Below are 17,538 nucleotides of genomic sequence, written 5' to 3' on the forward strand. Positions count from 1 at the left end.
GCATGCCTTCCAGCAACCCGCACCACGCCTTCCTCAGCCAGCAACTACCCGGCTGGGCCTTGCATGCCAGCCAGCACAACTGGCAGCAGCTGCGCCAGAGCCTGCTTACAACAGACGCCGACGCGCTATCCAGTACCCGGGCAAGGCAGTATCAACTGCAGTTACGCCGCTCGCGCAACGCCCTGCACGCCTTGCTCAAGCCTTTGCAAGGCGTCATGGCCTTCACCCAGCCCTTGCTCGCGGCGCGCCTGAAAGACGCCTTCGGCCTTGCCCTGGACGTTACCCGCTGCACCCTGACACCGGTGCGCAGCAACGTCGGCGGCCTGCTGACCGGCCGTGACGTCAGCGGGCCTACTGCCAGCCTGCTGCAATACGCGCTGCACAACTTCAGCGGCATTTACTTCGACCCACCCAGCGCCATCCGCGACGCCCAAGGCCAGGCCCTGGCAATCAGTGTCACGGCGTTTGCCGCTGAGTGCCGCAGGCTCGACCTGGGCCGGCGCTACCAGGATCACCTCGACGGGCTGCTGGTGTATGGCGACCAAGCCAGGCAGGTGCGCGACGCCTTCGAGCAGGTACACAAGGACCAGCTGCGCCTGGACCTGCACCTTGCCCATGAACAAAAACGCCTGGGTGACAACGGCATGAGCGCCCTCAACGACCTGCTCGCCAGCAAAACGCCCGTGAAAATCGGTAGCCGGCCCGTGCGCTGCTGGTCGCTGAGCCTGTTCGGCATCGATCTGCACGATGCCTGGATGCTTGCCCCCGCCGAATCCGAGGCTGAACGTATCGCCCGGGTGTCGGAGCAACTGTCCACGCCGCTGGCGCTGTTCAACCCGCTGTCGGTCTTTTCGCCGCGCCAGGGCGTGCTCGACCGCAACCGGCTGAAGTCTGTCGGCCCGGTGTTGCTGTACCTGCCGGGAACCACGCCCGCCGTGCAGCAGTATCCCTCGTTGCAGGCGCTGCTCCATGACCTCAAGGGCAAGCTGTGCCAGGCGCAGTTTCGTGCGCTGTTCATGCACTTCGTACCCCTTGAACAACGTGCGCACTTTGCCAGCGTGCTCAGGCACAACCTGGCCGCCAAGGCGGCGGCCGATGCCGACTGGCCGCTGCCCGGTTTTGCCAAGCTGCACCTCAAGCGCCAACCGATCGAAGGCGAACTGTTCAATTACCTACAAAGCGCCCAGCTGCGCCGCCTGCGCAACGAAGCCCGGACCCTGGCGGTGCCTACCGCCGATGTCGACGAACAGGCCCGCCAGGCGCTGCTGCAGGGTCTGGAAGACCTGGGGCTGAACTTTCTCAATCTGGCAGCGTTCTTTGTCCCGGGCCTGAGCCAGGTGATGATGGGCGTGTTCGCCGCGCAGATGCTGTACAGCGCCTTCGAGGGTGTCGAGGCCTGGCAAGAGGGTGACGTCGACACCGCCCTGGCACACCTGCAGTCAATCGCTCTTAACGTGGCAGTCGCCGGAGGCCTGGCGGCAGCGGGTGGTGTGGCCGGCAAGCTGGTCAATGGCGAGTTGATGGAGTCGTTGATCAGCGTGCAACGTGCCGATGGCAGCCAGCGCCTGTGGCAGCCCTCGTTGGCCAGCTATCGCAGCGACATACGCCTGCCTGAGGGGCTACGGGCCAATGCCATGGGCCAGTATGTAGCCGACGGCAAACACTACATCCGCCTGGAGGGTGAACTGTTTGAGCAGCAGCTGGACCCCGCTTCGCGGCAATGGCGGATCGTCCACCCCCAAGACCCCGGGGCCTACCAGCCGCCGCTGCTGCACAACAATCAGGGCGCCTGGCGGCATATGTACGAACAGCCGCTGCAATGGTCGCGGGCGACCTTGCTGCGGCGCCTGGGGCACCCGGTCGAGGCCTACAGCGACCAGCAACTGAGCCAGGCGGCGTGGATCAGCGGCGTCAGCGAAGACACCCTGCGCCGTGCGCATGTGCAACACGAGCAGCCCCCTGAGTTGCTCCTCGACTGCCTTGAGCGCTTGCAGGCGGCAAACACCAGCGAAGCAGAGGTCGATCGCCTTGGCGACATCAGGTTCGATGAAACCTTCGCCGGGCACTACGCCGGCCCACCGGCCGGGGTCAGCACCTTACAACTGGCCTTGCCGCGGGCCCTTGAAGGCCTGTACCAGCCCCGCCTGGCCAACGACGACTGCGAGCGCCTGGTGTTCGCCTGCCTCAAGCGCTTGCCAGGCTGGCCCGAGGCGCTGCGCCTGGAACTGCGACGGGGCAACCCGGACGGCCCGCTGCTTGCACAGGTCGGCCCCAAGCAGGCCAGCGAGCGCCGGGTGCTGGTCATAGCCGGGCGCTGGGGTGGCCACGGCTGGCGCGCCTACCGGGCCGGCCTGCCGCTGGCGGAATCAAGTATTAATCGCTACCAGGCGATCCTCGATGCCCTGCCCGACGCCGATCGCCAGGCCCTGGCACTACAGGCCGGCGACGGCGACCAGCTTGGCAGGCGTATCCTGGACCTGACACAGGCCAACCGCGACCAGCTTTCTCAATGGTTGTGGTCCTACGAGCCAGGCTGGTCGGACTCTATCGGTTTGCGCAGCGGGGCGCCGATGAGTTACGGGCCAACGTCGCCGAGCACCTCGCTGCTGGCACGCTATCGGGCGCTGTATCCGCGAAGCAGCCTAGCGCAGATACGGGCAGCAATCGATGGCTGGCGCGCCGCCAACGTCGAACCCATCGCCGCGTTGCAACAGCTTGAAATGCAGTTGCAACGCCTGCGCATCGATCTGCAGAGGTGGGCCATCGACAACCCGCGGCGCCAGGATGCGATACCCAACCTGATCGAAGCCTGGCAGCGCATGCACTTATCACCCACGGCCCAGGGGCAACCGCTGTTTGCCCTGTACCTGAACGAGCTGGACCTGACTGGCGAAGACCTTGACGGCTTGGCGCAACTCGAGCCGGGTATCTTCGCTCACGTTCAACTGCTGTCACTCAACTTCAACCCGCTGGGCCAACTGCCCGCAGGGTTCGCCAATCACTTTCCACAGCTGCGCAACCTGTCATTGCGCAGTAGCCTATTCAGCGAAATCCCCCAAGGCCTGGGTGAACAGCTGGTATCGCTCGACCTGGGTGATAACCAGTTGACCTGGACAGCCAGCAACCAGGCCCGGCTGGCAACCTATCCGCGCCTGCAGCACCTGTTTCTGGAAGGCAACCCGATAACCACCGCTCCTGACTTCAGCGGTCAGCTCTATTTGCGTCACCTCTCGCTGACCAGCTGTGGCCTGACGCAGCTGCCGCGCGGCCTGGAAAACCTGCAGGTCCCGACTCTGATCGACCTGTCGGATAACCTATTGACGCACCTGCCAGAGCACTTCGACCCACCCCGGGCGGTCGGCCATGCGTTGCAGCTGGAGCGCAACCCTTTTACGCAAGAGACAGCGTTGCAAATCCAACGCTACTTCGCCGATAACCGGGTCGATCTACTGGTGTCTCAAGATGCCTACAGCGATCTGCTTTTTCAGGCGTCGGACGATCAACTGCTACTGTGGGAGCGCCTGCAGGTACCGCAACGCCTGAGTTTCGTCCGGCGCCTGCGCGAGCTCTATGACAGCTTCAGCTACCTGCTGGCGCCGGCCACCACGCGCAGGCGCCTGTGGCGGATTCTGGAGGTGGTCGAAACACAGCCGCCTGTCGATGAGTGGCTCGCCCAGTATGCCGGTGGCGCGCGCATTCTGCTGTTGGAAGACATGGTCGATGGCGTCCTCGCCTTCAACGGCAACGACGCTCGGCAACTCGGCCGCAACCTGCTGCAGGTCATGCAGCGGCGTTCCTGGCGCCAAGCCATCCAGGCGCATGTCGAGCGACAAACACCGCTGGAGGACGCACAATTCGCGCCGCGCGCCCAGCGTCTCGAGGCGCTGTATTACTGGACCTTGCGGCAACTGGCCGAAGACCCGGCGATGATCCTTGCGCAAACGCCACTGCCGGCGGAGGCACTGGTGACCGACTCGATCCAGATGACCTTGCAACAACTGCCCGCCGACTGGGTCGAGCAGTTGCACCAACAATTGCTGACACTCACCCCCGACAGCGACGACGGAGTCGAGGCGGTGTTGCGCCGTAATGAACAGCACCAGTACCTTAACCGGGACTGGGTTACCTACTTGCGATTGCGCTTTGACGAGCGCTTTGATGAGTTGGACGACGAATTGAATCAACGCTTGCAGGCCGTCCAGCAAGAAATCGCCAACCCCGATGAGCGCTCAGTGACCGAACAACTGGTACGGCAAAACCATCAAGCCGAGGAACACCAGTTGCTCAGGGAATTGACACAGCTCGTTTATCACGAATTGCTCAACGTGGAGTAACTGCCATGCTGGTTGGCCGTACGCGCGGCCAGCCAGCTATCAAACTCGGCCACCGGCATCGGCCGGCCCATCCAGAAGCCCTGGCCCTGATCACACCCGGCATTGCGCAAAAACGCGTACTGCTCGGCGGTTTCGATGCCTTCGGCGGTGATCTTGAAGCCCAGGGCGTGGCCCAGGTCGATGATCGCCCGGGTAATGGCGGCGCCGTCGTCGTCTTCGGGCAGGTCCTTGATAAAGGCGCGGTCGATCTTCAGGTGATCGATCGGCAGCATCTTCAGGTACGCCAGCGACGAATATCCGGTGCCGAAGTCGTCCACTGCGGTGGTCACGCCCAGTTCCTGCAACTGCGCCAGGACTGCGCAGGCGTGCTGCTGGCTTTCCATCAGCAGGCTTTCGGTGATCTCGACTTCCAGCAGGGTCGGCCCCAGGTCATAGCGTTTGAGGCTGCGCCTGAGGCTGGCGACATAGTCGCTGCGCTCGATCTGCAGGGCCGCGACGTTGATTGCCACCGGCCCCGGCAGGCAGTCGGCGGCGCGCCAGGCGGCGATCTGCGCGCAGGCAAGATCCAGCACTTTCTCGCCCAGGGGGATGATCAGCCCGGTGCGCTCGGCCAGCGGGATGAACTGCGCCGGCGACACCAGCCCGTGCTCGGGGTCACGCCAGCGCAGCAGCGCCTCGGCGCCTTCGACGCGGCCGCTGAACAGGTCGATCTTGGGCTGGTACCAGAGCTCGAATTCATTGTGCTTGAGCGCCCGGCGCAGGTTGTGCTCCAGGTCCAGGCGCTGCTGCAGGCGCTGGGTCATTTCCGGCTGGTACAGGCGGTAGGCATTGCGCCCGCTCTCCTTGGCCGCGTACATCGCGGTGTCGGCGTGGCGCAGCAGGCGGTCGGCGCTCTGCCCGTGTTCCGGGCACCAGGCCAGGCCGATGCTGCCGGTCACCAGCGCGGCGTTGCCCTTGAGGTCAAACGGCAATTGCAGGGTTTGCAGCAGGGCCTGGATACGCTCGATGCAACGGTCATCCGGCCCTTTGAGAACAAAGGCAAATTCGTCGCCACCCAGGCGGCACAGGCAATCCTCAGGCTCGATGATCTGCATGAAGCGCGCCGTGGCCTGCTGCAGCAACAGGTCGCCCATGGCGTGGCCGAGGCTGTCGTTGATCTGCTTGAAGCCGTCGATGTCGAGCACCAGCACGGCCAGGCGCTGGCCCTGGCTGATGGCTTCGAGCAACTGCTGCTGAAAGCGCAGGCGGTTGGGCAGCCCGGTAATGGCATCGAAATGCGCCAGGCGCTCCAGTTGCGCCTGGGACTGCTTGAGTTCCAGGTTGCGCAGGTTGATCAGGTGGTTGCTGCGGTTGAGCTGGGCGACGAACACGCTGAACAGCCCGGTGCAGGTCAGGGCAAACAAAAACAGCGGCGAGGCGAACAGGCTCATCGACGGCCAGCCGCCCAGGGGGCTGGCCGCCAGTTGCCAGAGCCCGCCGGGCACATCGACATTGACCGTCACCGGGTGCTGTTCGAACAACTGCGGGTCACCCCAGATCACCGCGCCCGCCGGGCCCTGGCCATCGGCGCCGCGCAGGGCCAGCTCGAAGCCCGGGTCCAGATCAAGCCCGGCGGTGCTGAGCAAGCGGTCGATATCGGCAACAATCGAGACATTGCCCCAGTACAGGTTGACGCCCTTGTGGCCCTTGAGGAACACCGGGCGCCGGTAGATCAGCCCGCGCCCGCCCTGCAGCAACTGCACCGGGCCAGCCAGCACCGGGCTGTAGTTGTCGCGGGCACGCTGCAGCAGCGGGTACTGGTCGGGCAGCCGGCGGTAGTCCATGCCCAGCACGCCCTGATTGCCATTGAGCGGGTAGACGTCGGCGATCACATCGTTGGGCGCCAGGGAAACATGGCGGATGTGCGGCACCGAGGCGATGGCCTGGCGGGCCATGTCGTGAAAATGCTCGGGGCTGATTTCGCCATCGGCACTCAGCAGTTGGGCAATGCCCTCGGTCTCGCCGAACGCCGAGCGCAACTGCGCCTCGATGCTGGCGCGCACGCCCGACAGGCGCGCGCTGGCATTGGCGATCACCTCGGCTTCCTGGCGCTGCACGTCCAGGCGCCCGAGCACCACCGACAGGCCGATGCCGATCAGGGCAAAACCTACGGGCAGCAGGCGATTGAGGGTGGTGCGCAGGTTCTTCGACAGGACCGGATTGTCATCAAGGGCGAGGATTCTTGTGCTCATAGGTCCGTAGTTCGCATCGCATTACTGCTTTATCGGCGCCGGCGGCGCATTGTTTAGCCAGGCTGGCTTTTTTTAGCGCGCTGGCGTTATGCTCAAACTGAAACGTTTCACCCATTACAGAAAAAGAGGTGCTGCGCCCATGGACCGTCTGCTCGATTCGCTGTTTCCCACCGCCAACGAGATCCCTGAGGCGTACCGCCTGGGTGAGCCGCTGGTGCAACGCGAGTACCTGGTCAACGGCCAGTTGCAGCAATGGGACGGGCCGCTGGCCACGGTGCGCAGCCCGGTGTGGCTCAAGGAGGGCAATGAAGAACGCCAGGTGATCCTCGGCAACACGCCGCTGCTGGACGCCGACACCGCCCTCACCGCCCTGGACGCCGCCGTGCAGGCCTACGACAAGGGCCGCGGCGCCTGGCCCAACATGCGCGTGGCCGAGCGTATCCAGCATGTCGAAACCTTCCTGGCCAAGATGCGCGAACAGCGCGCGGCGGTGGTCAAGCTGCTGATGTGGGAAATCGGCAAGAACCTCAAGGACTCGGAAAAAGAGTTCGACCGCACCTGCGACTACATCGTCGACACCATCGGCGCCCTCAAAGAGCTGGACCGCCGCTCCAGCCGCTTCGAGCTGGAGCAGGACACCCTCGGCCAGATCCGCCGCGCGCCGCTGGGCGTGGCCTTGTGCATGGGCCCCTACAACTACCCGCTGAACGAGACCTTCACCACCCTGATCCCGGCGCTGATCATGGGCAACACCGTGGTGTTCAAGCCGGCCAAGTTCGGCGTGCTGTTGATCCGTCCGCTGCTTGAGGCCTTCCGCGACAGTTTCCCGGCCGGGGTCATCAACGTTATCTACGGCCGTGGCCGCGAGACCGTCAGCGCGCTGATGGCCAGCGGCAAGATCGACGTGTTCGCCTTCATCGGCACCAACAAGGCCGCCAGCGACCTGAAAAAACTCCACCCGCGCCCGCATCGGCTGCGCGCAGCCCTGGGCCTGGATGCCAAGAACCCGGGCATCGTGCTGCCCGAGGTTGACCTGGACAACGCGGTGAACGAGGCGGTCACCGGCGCGCTGTCGTTCAACGGCCAGCGCTGCACGGCGCTGAAAATCCTCTTCGTCCATGAAGACGTGGTCGATGAATTCCTCGATAAATTCCAGCGCAAGCTGGCCGCGCTCAAGCCAGGCATGCCCTGGGAGCCGGGCGTGGCCCTGACGCCGCTGCCCGAGGCCGGCAAGATCGATTACCTCAATGGCCTGGTGGCCGATGCCATCGACAAAGGCGCCAGGGTCATCAACGAAGGCGGTGGCGTCAGCCGTGGCTCGTTCTTCTACCCCGCCCTGCTATACCCGGTGAACGCGCAGATGCGCGTGTATCAGGAGGAGCAATTCGGCCCGGTGGTGCCAGTGGTGCCTTATCGCGACCTGCAGACAGTGATCGACTACGTGCTCGATTCCGATTTCGGCCAGCAACTGAGCATCTTTGGCACTCATTCGGCCGAGGTCGGCAGGCTGGTCGATACCTTCGCCAACCAGGTCGGGCGCATCAACCTCAACGCCCAGTGCCAGCGCGGCCCCGACACCTATCCGTTCAACGGGCGCAAGAACTCGGCCGAGGGCACCCTCTCGGTTCACGACGCCCTGCGGGTGTTCTCGATCCGTACGCTGGTGGCGACCAAGTTCCAGGACAGCAACAAGCAGTTGATCAGCGACATCATCCGTAACCGCGAGTCGAGCTTCCTGACCACCGATTACATTTTCTGACTGCCGCTCGTCCAGCGCCGCGATTTTTGATTTGCCCAATCGCCGAAACTGTATAAATATACAGTTTCGCGCCATTCACCCTGCGGCGCCTTAAAGGAGGATCAATAAAATGGCAGTCAAACCAATCCCCGAAGGACAGCACAGCATTACCCCCTACCTGGGCATCAAGGATGCCGCCAAGGCCATCGAGTTCTACAAGAAGGCCTTCGGCGCGCTCGAGATGTTCCGCCTCGACGGCCCCGACGGGCGCGTCGGCCATGCCGAGCTGAAAATCGGCGATTCCTCGCTGATGCTTGCCGACCCGTGCGATCAGTCTGGCGGGCTGGTCAGCAGCCAGTCGCTCAATGGCACGGCCGTTGGCCTGCACCTGTATGTCGAGGACGCCGATGCCACCTATGCCCAGGCCCTCGCCGCCGGTGCCAGCCAGGTTACCGAGGTCAAAGACCAGTTCTACGGCGACCGTAGCGGCACCCTGAAAGACCCGTTCGGCAACCTCTGGTTCGTCTCCACCCACAAGGAAGACCTGAGCGTGGAAGAGATCCGCGAGCGCGCCGCCAAGCTGTTTGGCGGCCAGTAGGGCCAGGTTCGGCTGGCGGGCATGTTCGCCAGCCGGGCTTTGCATTAAGGTGGCAGGCACAGGAAGGCAGGCCAGGATTGTCCATGCGAATCATCGAAAAAAACGCCGCGCTGGTGCGCACCCTCACCCCTGCTGAAGACGAGCTGTTGCGTGGGTTTGTCCAGGGCAACCTCGAAGGCCCGCGCTTGCTGCAGGCCAACCAGCTGCTGATCAAGGTGCGCGCTGCCGGCCATTGGCTGGCCTGTGATTGCCAGCCCAAGGCCATGCCGGTGCTCAACGTCAACCTCAACGGCAACACCGGCACCCTGTTCCTCAAGAACAACCCGGGCACCGCCGAGCACGCGCCAGACTGTGCGTTCATCAAGGACGAGCGTGAAAGCGCCAGCCGCGACAGCGACACTGATGCACCACCGGCCGCGTGGCTGGCGCCCGATGCGCCGCTGCGGCTGATTGGCGATTTCAAGCGCGCCAGTGAAGCCAGCAGCGAATCCGCGGGTACTGGCGACAAACGCGAACAGCACCGATTGCTGTCGTTGCTGCTGACCCTGATCGAGGCCAGTGGCCTGAACGTCTACGCCACTCACCTGAAAAAAGACCTCACCGGGCAGTTTGCCGAGTTGCGCGGCGTGGCCAGCCGTTATCCGCTGATCGAGCGGGTGCCGGCCAGCAACTACCTGGAAACCCGCCTGGACATGAAGCACATGATGATGCTCAAGGCGCGGCTGCGCGAGTCCACGGCCTTTGGCACCCATCGCCGGCATGGCTTGCTGCTCGACTGCGTCAGCCAGATCAAGGCGCGCAAGGTGTTCAACGAGCGCAGCGAGGACGGCTTCGACTTTCAGGGCCATCACCTGCTCTGGGGCGGCAGCAAGACCCCGGGGCCGTTGCTGGCCCTGGCGATCTACTCGCCGGCCAGTGCCGGCAGTCATTTCTATGAGCTGATCCATGTCGCCAGCGTGCCGGTGCTGTCGCGCGGGCAGCTGTTTCCGGTGTACCGCGATGAAGAGCGCGAGCCGCTGAAAATGCTCATCTCGCTGATCGACTGGATGGCCAGCAAGGGCGTCAAAGTGATCATGCGCCGGCCGGTGCTCGGTGGCCAGGGCATGGACGCGCTGGTGCTCAGCTCCGACCAGGACCGGGTGCTGTCGGTGTCGCTGACCGAGCAGCCACTGGGGCCGGAGCCGGAGGGCGAGGCCTTCAAGCGCTATGCCGACTTCAAGAGCCTGGACACCTTCCGCAAGTACGTGGCAGGTTTTTTCATGCGCGGGCGCGAGTAGCGCCGTTGGTCGCGTGCGTCGCACCTTCCCTTCGCGGCTGGGCCTAACCTCTGGCACCTGCCCTGAAAAGGAGTTTGACCATGACCCGTAGCGCCCTCGCTGCCTTATTGTTTGCCGCATTGCTCGGCACCCAGGCGGTTGCCGCCGGCACCGGCCCGACTAACCCCAACCCGGACACCACCCCGACCACGCCGTTGCCGGGCATCAACACCGGCACCAACCCCACCGACACCCCACTGCCCAGCGGCACCGACCCGCGCACCCAGGGCAATGACGCCGGGCGCCAGGGTGGTAGCGAGACCGATGGCAGCCGGCGCGAGCCGAAGAAAGACGGCAGCGGCTCGGAGAATGGCGGCGACGCCGGGGGCAGTGCCGGTAGCTACTAGGGTTTGTACGAGAAGTCGCCGAGCGGCGATCAGGCAAGGCGAAAACAGGCGAGGAAGCGGAGTTTACGAGTAGTAAATGAGCATTCCGAGCCTGTTTTCAACGCAGCATGATCGTCGCGCAGGCACTTTTCGTACAAAGCCTAGGGCTGACCTCCAATGTGGATCTGATTACGACCGCTGCGCGCTCGATCGCGGGTCCAGCCCGCTCCCACAGGTTTGGCATTATGTACGCCTACCACTGGCGCTTGTCCGGCCGGGTCAGGCCGAGCTTTTCGATCCGGTAGCGCAACATGTCCCGGCTCAGGCCCAGCAGCCGCGCCGATTTGGTGACGTTCCAGTCGGTGCGGTCGAGCATCTTGCGCACCATGTCGCGCTCCACTTCCGGCAAGCTCGCCGAGGCCATGGCCTCAGCATTGCCGAACGCTTCATGCACGGCAGGCGCCGGCATTTCCAGCGGCTCGTCGACCAGGCTCATGCACACGTTGAGCTGGTGCGGGGCGATCAGGTCCTGGGGCGCCAGCAATACCGTCTGTTCAAGCATGTTGCGCAACTCGCGCACGTTGCCCGGCCAGCTGTAGTTGAGCATCAACTCCTCGGCCTCGTCGCAAAAGCGCAGGTTGGGCTTGCCATAGCGTTTGCCGTGCAGGGCAAGAAAATGCCGGGCCAGCAGCAGGATGTCTTCACCCCGGGCATACAGCCTGGGCACCTTGATCGAGATAATACGCAGGCGGAAGAACAGGTCACGGCGAAACTTGCCCTGCTGGACCATCTGCTCCAGGTTGCAGTTGGTGGCGCTGATGATGCGCAGGTCAACCTTGCGCTCCTTCACCGCGCCTATCCGGCGAATGGTGCGGTCTTCCAGTAGCTTGAGCAGCTTGGCCTGCAGCAGCAGGTCCATTTCGCCAATCTCGTCGAGGAACAAGGTGCCGCCGTCGGCCGCCTCGACCAGGCCCACCCGGCGATCCTTGGCATCGGTAAACGCGCCCTTCTCATGGCCGAACAGTTCAGCCTCCAGCAGGTTGGCCGGGATCGATGCGCAGTTGAACTCGATAAACGGCCCCTTGCTGCGCACTCCGTCAAAATGCAGGGCGCGGGCTACCAGCTCCTTGCCGGTACCGGTCTCGCCTTCTACCAGCACCGGCGGCAGGTCGCCGCTGGCCATGCGCTGCTCGGCATCGAGCAACTGGCGGATGGTGTGCTTGAGGCCGAGCATGGCCGGTGATTCGCCTATCAGCGCCTGGCCACCTGATTTTTGCGCCTCGCGTTCCTGATAGAACGACAGGGTGCGCTCCATGCGCTCGGTGGCCAGGGCCTTCTCCAGCATCAGTTTGAGCTCGGCCAGCACCACCGGTTTGGTCAGGTAGTGGAAGGCGCCCTCCTTCATCGCCAGCACGGCGTCTTCGACGTTGCCGTAGCCGGTCATCATGATCACCTTGAGCTCCGGCGCGCGCTGGGCCAGGGCCTTGAGCAACTCGTGGCCGTTCATGCCCGGCAGCGAGTTGTCGGTCAGCACCGCATCGGGCTGGCAGCGTGGCAGCTGCTCCAGGGCCTCTTCGGCGCTGTGGCAAACCGTGACCTCGAAGCCTTTGCGCTCAAGGTAGGTCTGGATGTTCTCGGCGAGGATTTGATCGTCCTCAACCACCAGGATGCTCTGCTCCATGGTCCCCTCCCGCTGCAATATTGAAGATCAGGCACACGCGGGTTCCTTCCTCTTCGCGGCTGGCCAGGCTCACCGAGCCACCAAAACGTTCCATGATCCGCTTGACCAGTACCAGGCCGACCCCGAGGCCGCCCTGTTTGGTCGTAAAAAACGGCTTGAAGACCATCCGCTCCTGCTGCTGGGTCATGCCCTTGCCGGTGTCGCTCAAGGCCAGTTGCAGCTGTTTGCCGTCTTCCAGCGCCTGCACCACCACGCTCAGGCGCCCGCCCGTGGGCATGGCTTCGAGGGCATTAGCGAACAGACTGTTGAGAATCTGCGTCAGCAGCACCGGCTGGCTGATCACCCAGGCCGCCTCGGGCGTGTCGATCTGCACCTGGACCTTATGCCGCTCCAGTTGCTGGGCGTAGGCATGGCGGGTGTCGTCGATCGCTGCCACCAGCTCGACCGCTTCGGCATCGTCGTTGACCGGGCGCAGCGACACCAGCAAGTCGCGCACCCAGCGCGACATGCGGTCGACCTGGCTGATGATGTCGCCAATGTTCTTCTGCGCCGGGGCACTGGCGATGTCCTGGGCAAGTTCGGCGCTGGAGCGGATATTGGCCAGCGGGTTGCGCAGGCTGTGGGCCACCGCCGAGGACATTTCGCCAAGGGCGACGAAGGTTTCGCTGGCCACCAGCTGGGTTTGCTGGGTCTGCAGCATGCTCGCGGCGCGGCGCACGATCCAGAACAGGCCGAAGTAGATCAGCGCCCCACCGACCAGGGTCGAGGCCCAGATCAGCACGTAGCCGCGCTGGATGCGCCGCACCAGGTCCTGGGGTTCCTTGTACACCTCGACCATCGACAGCACCTTTTGCCCGTCGCTGTCGAACATCGGGATGTAGTTCTCGATGAACAGGTACTGCGGCGCGCGCTGGAACTTTTGTTCATCGCGGTCTTCATTGGCCTTGTGGTAGCTGGCCGAGACCGGCACTTTCGAGGCGAACGATTCATCCAGGTCGTCGTCGCCGACGATTTTCTCCCCGATCAGCTGCGGGTTGGTCGACCAGACGATGGTCCGGTCCAGGGCATAGACGTTGGCCAGCAAGGTGTCGGGCAGGTGTTCGACATGGTCGAGAAACTCCACCCGGGTGGACTCGGCCAGGGTCGGGCTGACCCCCGGGTGGTGCTGGTCCAGGCGCGGGTCGAGCAGCTCGCCCATGGTGGTGCCCGGCGGAATGCGCGAATGGCGCACTTCGGCCTGGGCCATGGCCTGGATGAACTGGGCGGTGAGCATGGCATCGCGCTCGACGCTGTCGGTGACCACAAAGCGGGTCGAGACATAGCCCAGCCCGCCCGCCACCGAAGCGATGATCAACAGGCTGACCAACGAGAACCAGCGCAACAGGTTGAACTGGCGCAAGGGTCGGTCGGCTGCCTGGCTGTCGAGGCCCTCATCGGCCAGTTTTCCGTTGAGCATCTGCATCGGGTCTGGTCCTGCCGTGGATGCTTCTTTTCTTAGAACTTATAGCCCAGCGTGCACACAGGCGTGGCACATCAAAACTAATGGCCACGGCGCCAGTGATAGTATTTTGCCTTTATGGCTGTTGGCGTTCGGCCTCCTGCTCGAGAAACGCCAGCAAGGCCTGGGCATCGGCCTCGTTCAGGCGCAGGTTGGGCATGGCCACGCCGTTGTATTGCCGGTACAGCGCCATGACCTGCGGGTCTTGCTCGGCGAGCATGCGATCCGGCTCGCGGATCCAGCGGCTCAGCCAGCGCTGCTCGCGGCGCCGGGTAACGCCGAGCAAGTCCGGGCCGACCGCGCGCAGGCCGGTAGCCTGGCCATCTTCCGGGCCGAGGCTGTGACAAGCGGCGCAACGGGTGCGAAACAGCTCTTCGCCGCTGCTCGGCGGGCGAATCTGCGGGGCATCGGCGTAGCTCTGCTCGCTACTGGGTTGCTTCCAGTTCTGCAGGCTGTTGGCCAGTTGGTCGGCGAGAATCCACGGGTTTTCGAAGGGTGAGGCCTTCATCCAGCGCCCGGTGGCCTGGTTGCCGACGATCAGGCTGAGGTTGTGGTCGCGACTGCGGCCGTTGTCGACGCCTTCGATAAACAGGCCCAGGCTGCGGCGCAAGGCATCGATCTGGCCTTTGTCGCCGGTTAGAAAGCGCCAGCCGGGCGCCACCTTGAACTTTGCCGCGTAGGCCTTGAGCACCTCGGGGGTATCGCTGAGCGGGTCGATGCTGATCGAGTAGAAGAACACCTCGCGCCCGACCCGCTCGCCCAGCAGCTGCTGGACCTGGCGCAGGCGCGCGGTCTCCAGCGGGCAGGAATCGCCACAACCGGTGAAGATGAAGTTGATCACCACCACCTTGTCCTTGATCAGATCGTCGAAAAAGCGCAGGTGCTCACCGTTGTGGTCGATCAGCTCGGTATTGGGGAAGTACTGCGCCCCCCAGGGCGTGGCCTCCTCGGCCAGCCCCGGCAGGCTGCTGCACAGCCAGCAGAGCAACAGGCAACGTGCGATAACGCCCATGGCAACCTCCCCCGGCTACTTGCCGACCTTGACCTGCGGGCCCTTGCCATCACCGTTGCGCCAGGTCGGCAGCGCCGCCGAGTTGACGTACTTGACCCCGTCCCAGCTGGGCAAGGGCGTTGGCATCAACTGCAACTGGCCGGGGTGCTCGATGTCCCAGCGCAGCAGCATCGAGTTGTCCTCGTGCTGGGTGTTGTGGCAGTGCTCCATGTAGGTGCCGGCGAATTCGCGAAAGTTGATCGCCACCTCGACGTTGTCCAGGCCGTCGGCTTCGCTGCCGATCCGGTAGACGTCCTTGCGCGCCCACTTTTCCCATTCCGGCGGCGCCTTGCCGCCGCGGCTGAGGATGATGCCCTCCTCGAAGTGCACGTGCACCGGGTGGCTCCAGCCGTTGCCGCCGTTCTGGATCTTCCAGATTTCCAGGGTGCCGAAGCCGCTGGCGCCGGCGTCGGTGGGGCCGGTGGCCAGTTGCGGGGCGGCGTTGAGCCGGCGCGGGTCCATGTGGTAGCCAAAGCCGCCGTCGGTCTTGACCGTCCACGGCGCCTGGTCGGTGCCATCGGAGCGGCCGAAGATGAAGGTGCGATGGCGGGCCTGGGCCAGGCGGGCGATGTCTGCCGGGTTGTCGCGGTGCAGCTTGAGCGGGATCATCACCTTGCCCTCGGCCTTGCCGGGTTTGGCCGGCTCGTAGGCGGCCGGGTCCATGGCCAGGTCCTGGCCGCTGTAGGGCTTGACGTTGAACTGCAGGATCTTGTTGACGGTGGGGTCGCCTTTATCCCATTGCGGGCCCTTGCTGGTCTGCTTGATCACCGCCTGGTACTTCTCCGACAGCACGTCGGCCAGGGCGATGGCCTCTTTGGGGCCCTTGCCGGTGTCGTGGGCCTGGAGGTTGAGCAGGAACAGCTTGTCGCCGGGCTTGATCCCATTCTTGGCGAAGTTGACGACAATGTCGAAGCGCTCGGCGATGCCCTGGGTCGGCAGGATGGCGTTGTGGTCCTGTTTGTCGCCGTTGGCGTCCAGGTCCATGCTGCCGTCGAACGGCACCGCGTGCTCCATGATGTTGCCGTCGTTGGCAATCATGTGGAATGGCACTCGCGCATAAGAAAGCCCCGAACCCTTGGGCCCGGCGAACTCGCCGCCGCTGCCCTTGATTTCACGCACCAGCGCCAGTTTCAGGTAGCGCGACACCGAACCGTTAAGGATGCGCAGGCGGTAGCTGCGGGCGCGCACGTTGAGGTATGGCTTGTATTGCCAGTTGACCAGGATCTGGTCGCCGAGAAAGCCGTCGGTGTTGAACGGGTTGAACCACAGCTGGCCGTTCTGGCCCCAGGCCTTGTCGGCGATCAGCAGGTTGAGGTCATAGTCGCGATTGCCCCACGACAGCGCCGAGCCGCTGGGCAGGCGCAGGTTGACGCCATCGTCGAAGGCCTCGTTGCCGCGGTCCAGGGCACTGTAGTAGTTCATCATCGCAGCGTTGCCCTTGTAGACGTTCTGCGCGGTGAAATCGAGCATGTGGTCATGAAACCAGTGGGTGCTCATGGTTTCGCGCCAGTCGCCGCGAATGCGGATACTGCCGTTCTCGCAGGTTTTCAGCCCCGGGTTGGCGTCGTTGACCCACAGGGTTTCGCCCGGGGTGCAGGGGAACGCCGCGCGCGGGTCTTCGGCGCGGGTGTTGATGCTGTCGTAGCCGGCCAGCTGGATCGGCCAGCGGTAGTCGTAGTACTGGCCCGGGAAGAAGAACGCGTTGGCGTAGCCGTCGCTTTCGGCCGGGGCGTGGCCGTTGTGTTCATGGGTGCTGATGGTGTGCAGGCCAAAGCCGTGGTTGGCGGCGGGGTCGATCGGCAAGGCGTTGTAATGGCGCATCAGCAGCGGCTGGCCGTATCGCACCATCAACAGCTTGGCCGGCAAGGTGCCGTCGAAGGTCCATAGCGACTTGTGATCCTGCAGCGGCATGTTGGGGTGGAAGCGGGTATCGACGCCCTTGGTGGTGCCCAGGGTGTTGGCCTGGCCGGCGGTGTTGTAGTAAAGGCCGCCGGGGCCGAACTCGCCGACGCTGTAGTGGTGCATCTGCATGGCGTCACGCAGGCCGCTGTTGATCCGCGCCCCGGCTTGCGCGGTTTTGTAGACGGCCTGGGGGTAGAACTCGTTCCAGCGCTGGTGCGACCAGCCCTTTCCTGGTGGCCGGCCTTCGGCGGCAGAGCCGATGTGGCGGTTGAGGAACAGCTCGATCTGCTGCTGCCAGGGGTTACGGTCGACAACGTTGGCAAACTGGCCGGGGAACGGAGTCAGGCCCGGCTGCTTGAGAAAGGCATCGAGCAACGGCCCGGACGGCGCACTGCGCGCGACGTTGAGCGGGTCTTGCTGCGGCGCCGGGCCGGTGCTGGGCGCCGGGAACACCAGCAGCCCGGCGGGGGTGGTCGGGTCGAGGCGGGTCGGGCCGAATTCTTCGAACAGCAGCAGTTGCTGGCTGAACGGCTGGGCGCCGAACATCGGGCTGGGGGCGCCATTGGTGGGGTAGTTGAAGCTGGTTTGCAGCGCTGGCGGGCGCTCGTTCTCCTGGCGCGGGGTGGTGCGGTCGCCCTCGCCCTCGGGCAGGTCGAAGGCGCCGAGATTGGCCTCGGGCAGCGACAGCAGGTTGTTCAACGCTGCGGCGCTGTCGGCGGGTGGATCGCTGAAGGCCGAGGGGTCGCCAGGCTCTGGCGGCTCGACATCATCCAGGCGGCTGGCGTTGGCATCAGCCATTAAGGCAATGGCCAGGGCGATGCTCAGGACAAGAGGCGTGGGGGTTGGGGTTTTCATCATCTTCA

10 protein-coding genes are annotated in these 17,538 nt (G+C 64.4%); 5 read left to right on the forward strand and 5 right to left on the reverse strand.

Translation table 11 applies throughout. From position 1 onward, the window contains the following. Nucleotides 1-2: 2 nt before the first annotated feature. Nucleotides 3-4,334 carry a dermonecrotic toxin domain-containing protein gene (locus BLR26_RS17765; protein WP_093383317.1) on the forward strand — a complete coding sequence of 1,444 codons (4,332 nt, stop codon included), beginning with the start codon at nucleotides 3-5 and terminating at the stop codon, nucleotides 4,332-4,334. Here the strand turns inward: BLR26_RS17765 and BLR26_RS17770 are convergent. Continuing rightward, nucleotides 4,310-6,565 (reverse strand): putative bifunctional diguanylate cyclase/phosphodiesterase, encoded by a 2,256-nt coding sequence (locus BLR26_RS17770; protein ID WP_093383320.1) that lies wholly within the window; start codon nucleotides 6,563-6,565, stop codon nucleotides 4,310-4,312. The two genes, BLR26_RS17765 and BLR26_RS17770, sit on opposite strands and share 25 nt — an antisense overlap. Nucleotides 6,566-6,704: 139 nt before the next feature. Here BLR26_RS17770 and BLR26_RS17775 point away from each other — a divergent pair, with 139 nt between their 5' ends. The 4 genes from BLR26_RS17775 to BLR26_RS17790 all read left to right on the forward strand — a co-directional run bounded on the left by BLR26_RS17775 (nucleotide 6,705) and on the right by BLR26_RS17790 (nucleotide 10,564). Then, on the forward strand, nucleotides 6,705-8,324 hold the full coding sequence (locus tag BLR26_RS17775; RefSeq protein ID WP_093383323.1) for an NADP-dependent glyceraldehyde-3-phosphate dehydrogenase: 1,620 nt from the start codon (nucleotides 6,705-6,707) through the stop codon (nucleotides 8,322-8,324). A gap of 109 nt (nucleotides 8,325-8,433) precedes the next feature. Next, the gene (locus BLR26_RS17780) at nucleotides 8,434-8,901 is read left to right on the forward strand and encodes a VOC family protein (protein WP_093383327.1); all 468 of its coding nucleotides are present in this window, start codon (nucleotides 8,434-8,436) and stop codon (nucleotides 8,899-8,901) included. 83 nt (nucleotides 8,902-8,984) lie between these two features. Beyond that, on the forward strand, nucleotides 8,985-10,178 hold the full coding sequence (locus tag BLR26_RS17785) for a hypothetical protein (RefSeq protein WP_093383330.1): 1,194 nt from the start codon (nucleotides 8,985-8,987) through the stop codon (nucleotides 10,176-10,178). Between the two features lie 80 nt (nucleotides 10,179-10,258). Further along, entirely contained in the window at nucleotides 10,259-10,564 is a 306-nt protein-coding gene (locus BLR26_RS17790) for a hypothetical protein (RefSeq protein ID WP_045198739.1), read from the forward strand. 232 nt (nucleotides 10,565-10,796) lie between these two features. Here BLR26_RS17790 and BLR26_RS17795 read toward each other — a convergent pair whose 3' ends face one another. The 4 genes from BLR26_RS17795 to BLR26_RS17810 all read right to left on the reverse strand — a co-directional run bounded on the left by BLR26_RS17795 (nucleotide 10,797) and on the right by BLR26_RS17810 (nucleotide 17,530). Next, nucleotides 10,797-12,224, reverse strand: a complete 1,428-nt coding sequence (locus BLR26_RS17795; RefSeq protein WP_093383333.1) for a sigma-54-dependent transcriptional regulator — start codon at nucleotides 12,222-12,224, stop codon at nucleotides 10,797-10,799. Further along, nucleotides 12,199-13,686 (reverse strand): sensor histidine kinase, encoded by a 1,488-nt coding sequence (locus tag BLR26_RS17800; RefSeq protein WP_093383336.1) that lies wholly within the window; start codon nucleotides 13,684-13,686, stop codon nucleotides 12,199-12,201. The genes BLR26_RS17795 and BLR26_RS17800 overlap by 26 nt, the downstream gene beginning before the upstream one ends. 112 nt (nucleotides 13,687-13,798) lie before the next feature. Continuing rightward, nucleotides 13,799-14,734: an SCO family protein gene (locus tag BLR26_RS17805; RefSeq protein ID WP_093383339.1), complete on the reverse strand. Its 936-nt coding sequence runs from the start codon at nucleotides 14,732-14,734 to the stop codon at nucleotides 13,799-13,801. 15 nt (nucleotides 14,735-14,749) lie between these two features. Next, nucleotides 14,750-17,530, reverse strand: coding sequence for a multicopper oxidase domain-containing protein (locus BLR26_RS17810; RefSeq protein ID WP_256326741.1), 2,781 nt, complete (start codon nucleotides 17,528-17,530; stop codon nucleotides 14,750-14,752). Nucleotides 17,531-17,538 lie beyond the last annotated feature (8 nt).

It is taken from the genome of Pseudomonas sp. UC 17F4 (genome assembly GCF_900101695.1).
GTDB lineage: Bacteria > Pseudomonadota > Gammaproteobacteria > Pseudomonadales > Pseudomonadaceae > Aquipseudomonas.

Excerpts from the sequence above, each read along its gene's own strand:
- BLR26_RS17790 (WP_045198739.1), top strand. The coding sequence starts at position 10,259 with ATGACCCGTAGCGCCCTCGCTGCCTTATTGTTTGCCGCATTGCTCGGC.
- BLR26_RS17765 (WP_093383317.1), top strand. The coding sequence starts at position 3 with ATGCCTTCCAGCAACCCGCACCACGCCTTCCTCAGCCAGCAACTACCC.
- BLR26_RS17780 (WP_093383327.1), top strand. The coding sequence starts at position 8,434 with ATGGCAGTCAAACCAATCCCCGAAGGACAGCACAGCATTACCCCCTAC.
- BLR26_RS17795 (WP_093383333.1), bottom strand. The coding sequence starts at position 12,224 with ATGGAGCAGAGCATCCTGGTGGTTGAGGACGATCAAATCCTCGCCGAG.
- BLR26_RS17785 (WP_093383330.1), top strand. The coding sequence starts at position 8,985 with ATGCGAATCATCGAAAAAAACGCCGCGCTGGTGCGCACCCTCACCCCT.
- BLR26_RS17800 (WP_093383336.1), bottom strand. The coding sequence starts at position 13,686 with ATGCAGATGCTCAACGGAAAACTGGCCGATGAGGGCCTCGACAGCCAG.
- BLR26_RS17810 (WP_256326741.1), bottom strand. The coding sequence starts at position 17,530 with ATGAAAACCCCAACCCCCACGCCTCTTGTCCTGAGCATCGCCCTGGCC.
- BLR26_RS17775 (WP_093383323.1), top strand. The coding sequence starts at position 6,705 with ATGGACCGTCTGCTCGATTCGCTGTTTCCCACCGCCAACGAGATCCCT.
- BLR26_RS17805 (WP_093383339.1), bottom strand. The coding sequence starts at position 14,734 with ATGGGCGTTATCGCACGTTGCCTGTTGCTCTGCTGGCTGTGCAGCAGC.
- BLR26_RS17770 (WP_093383320.1), bottom strand. The coding sequence starts at position 6,565 with ATGAGCACAAGAATCCTCGCCCTTGATGACAATCCGGTCCTGTCGAAG.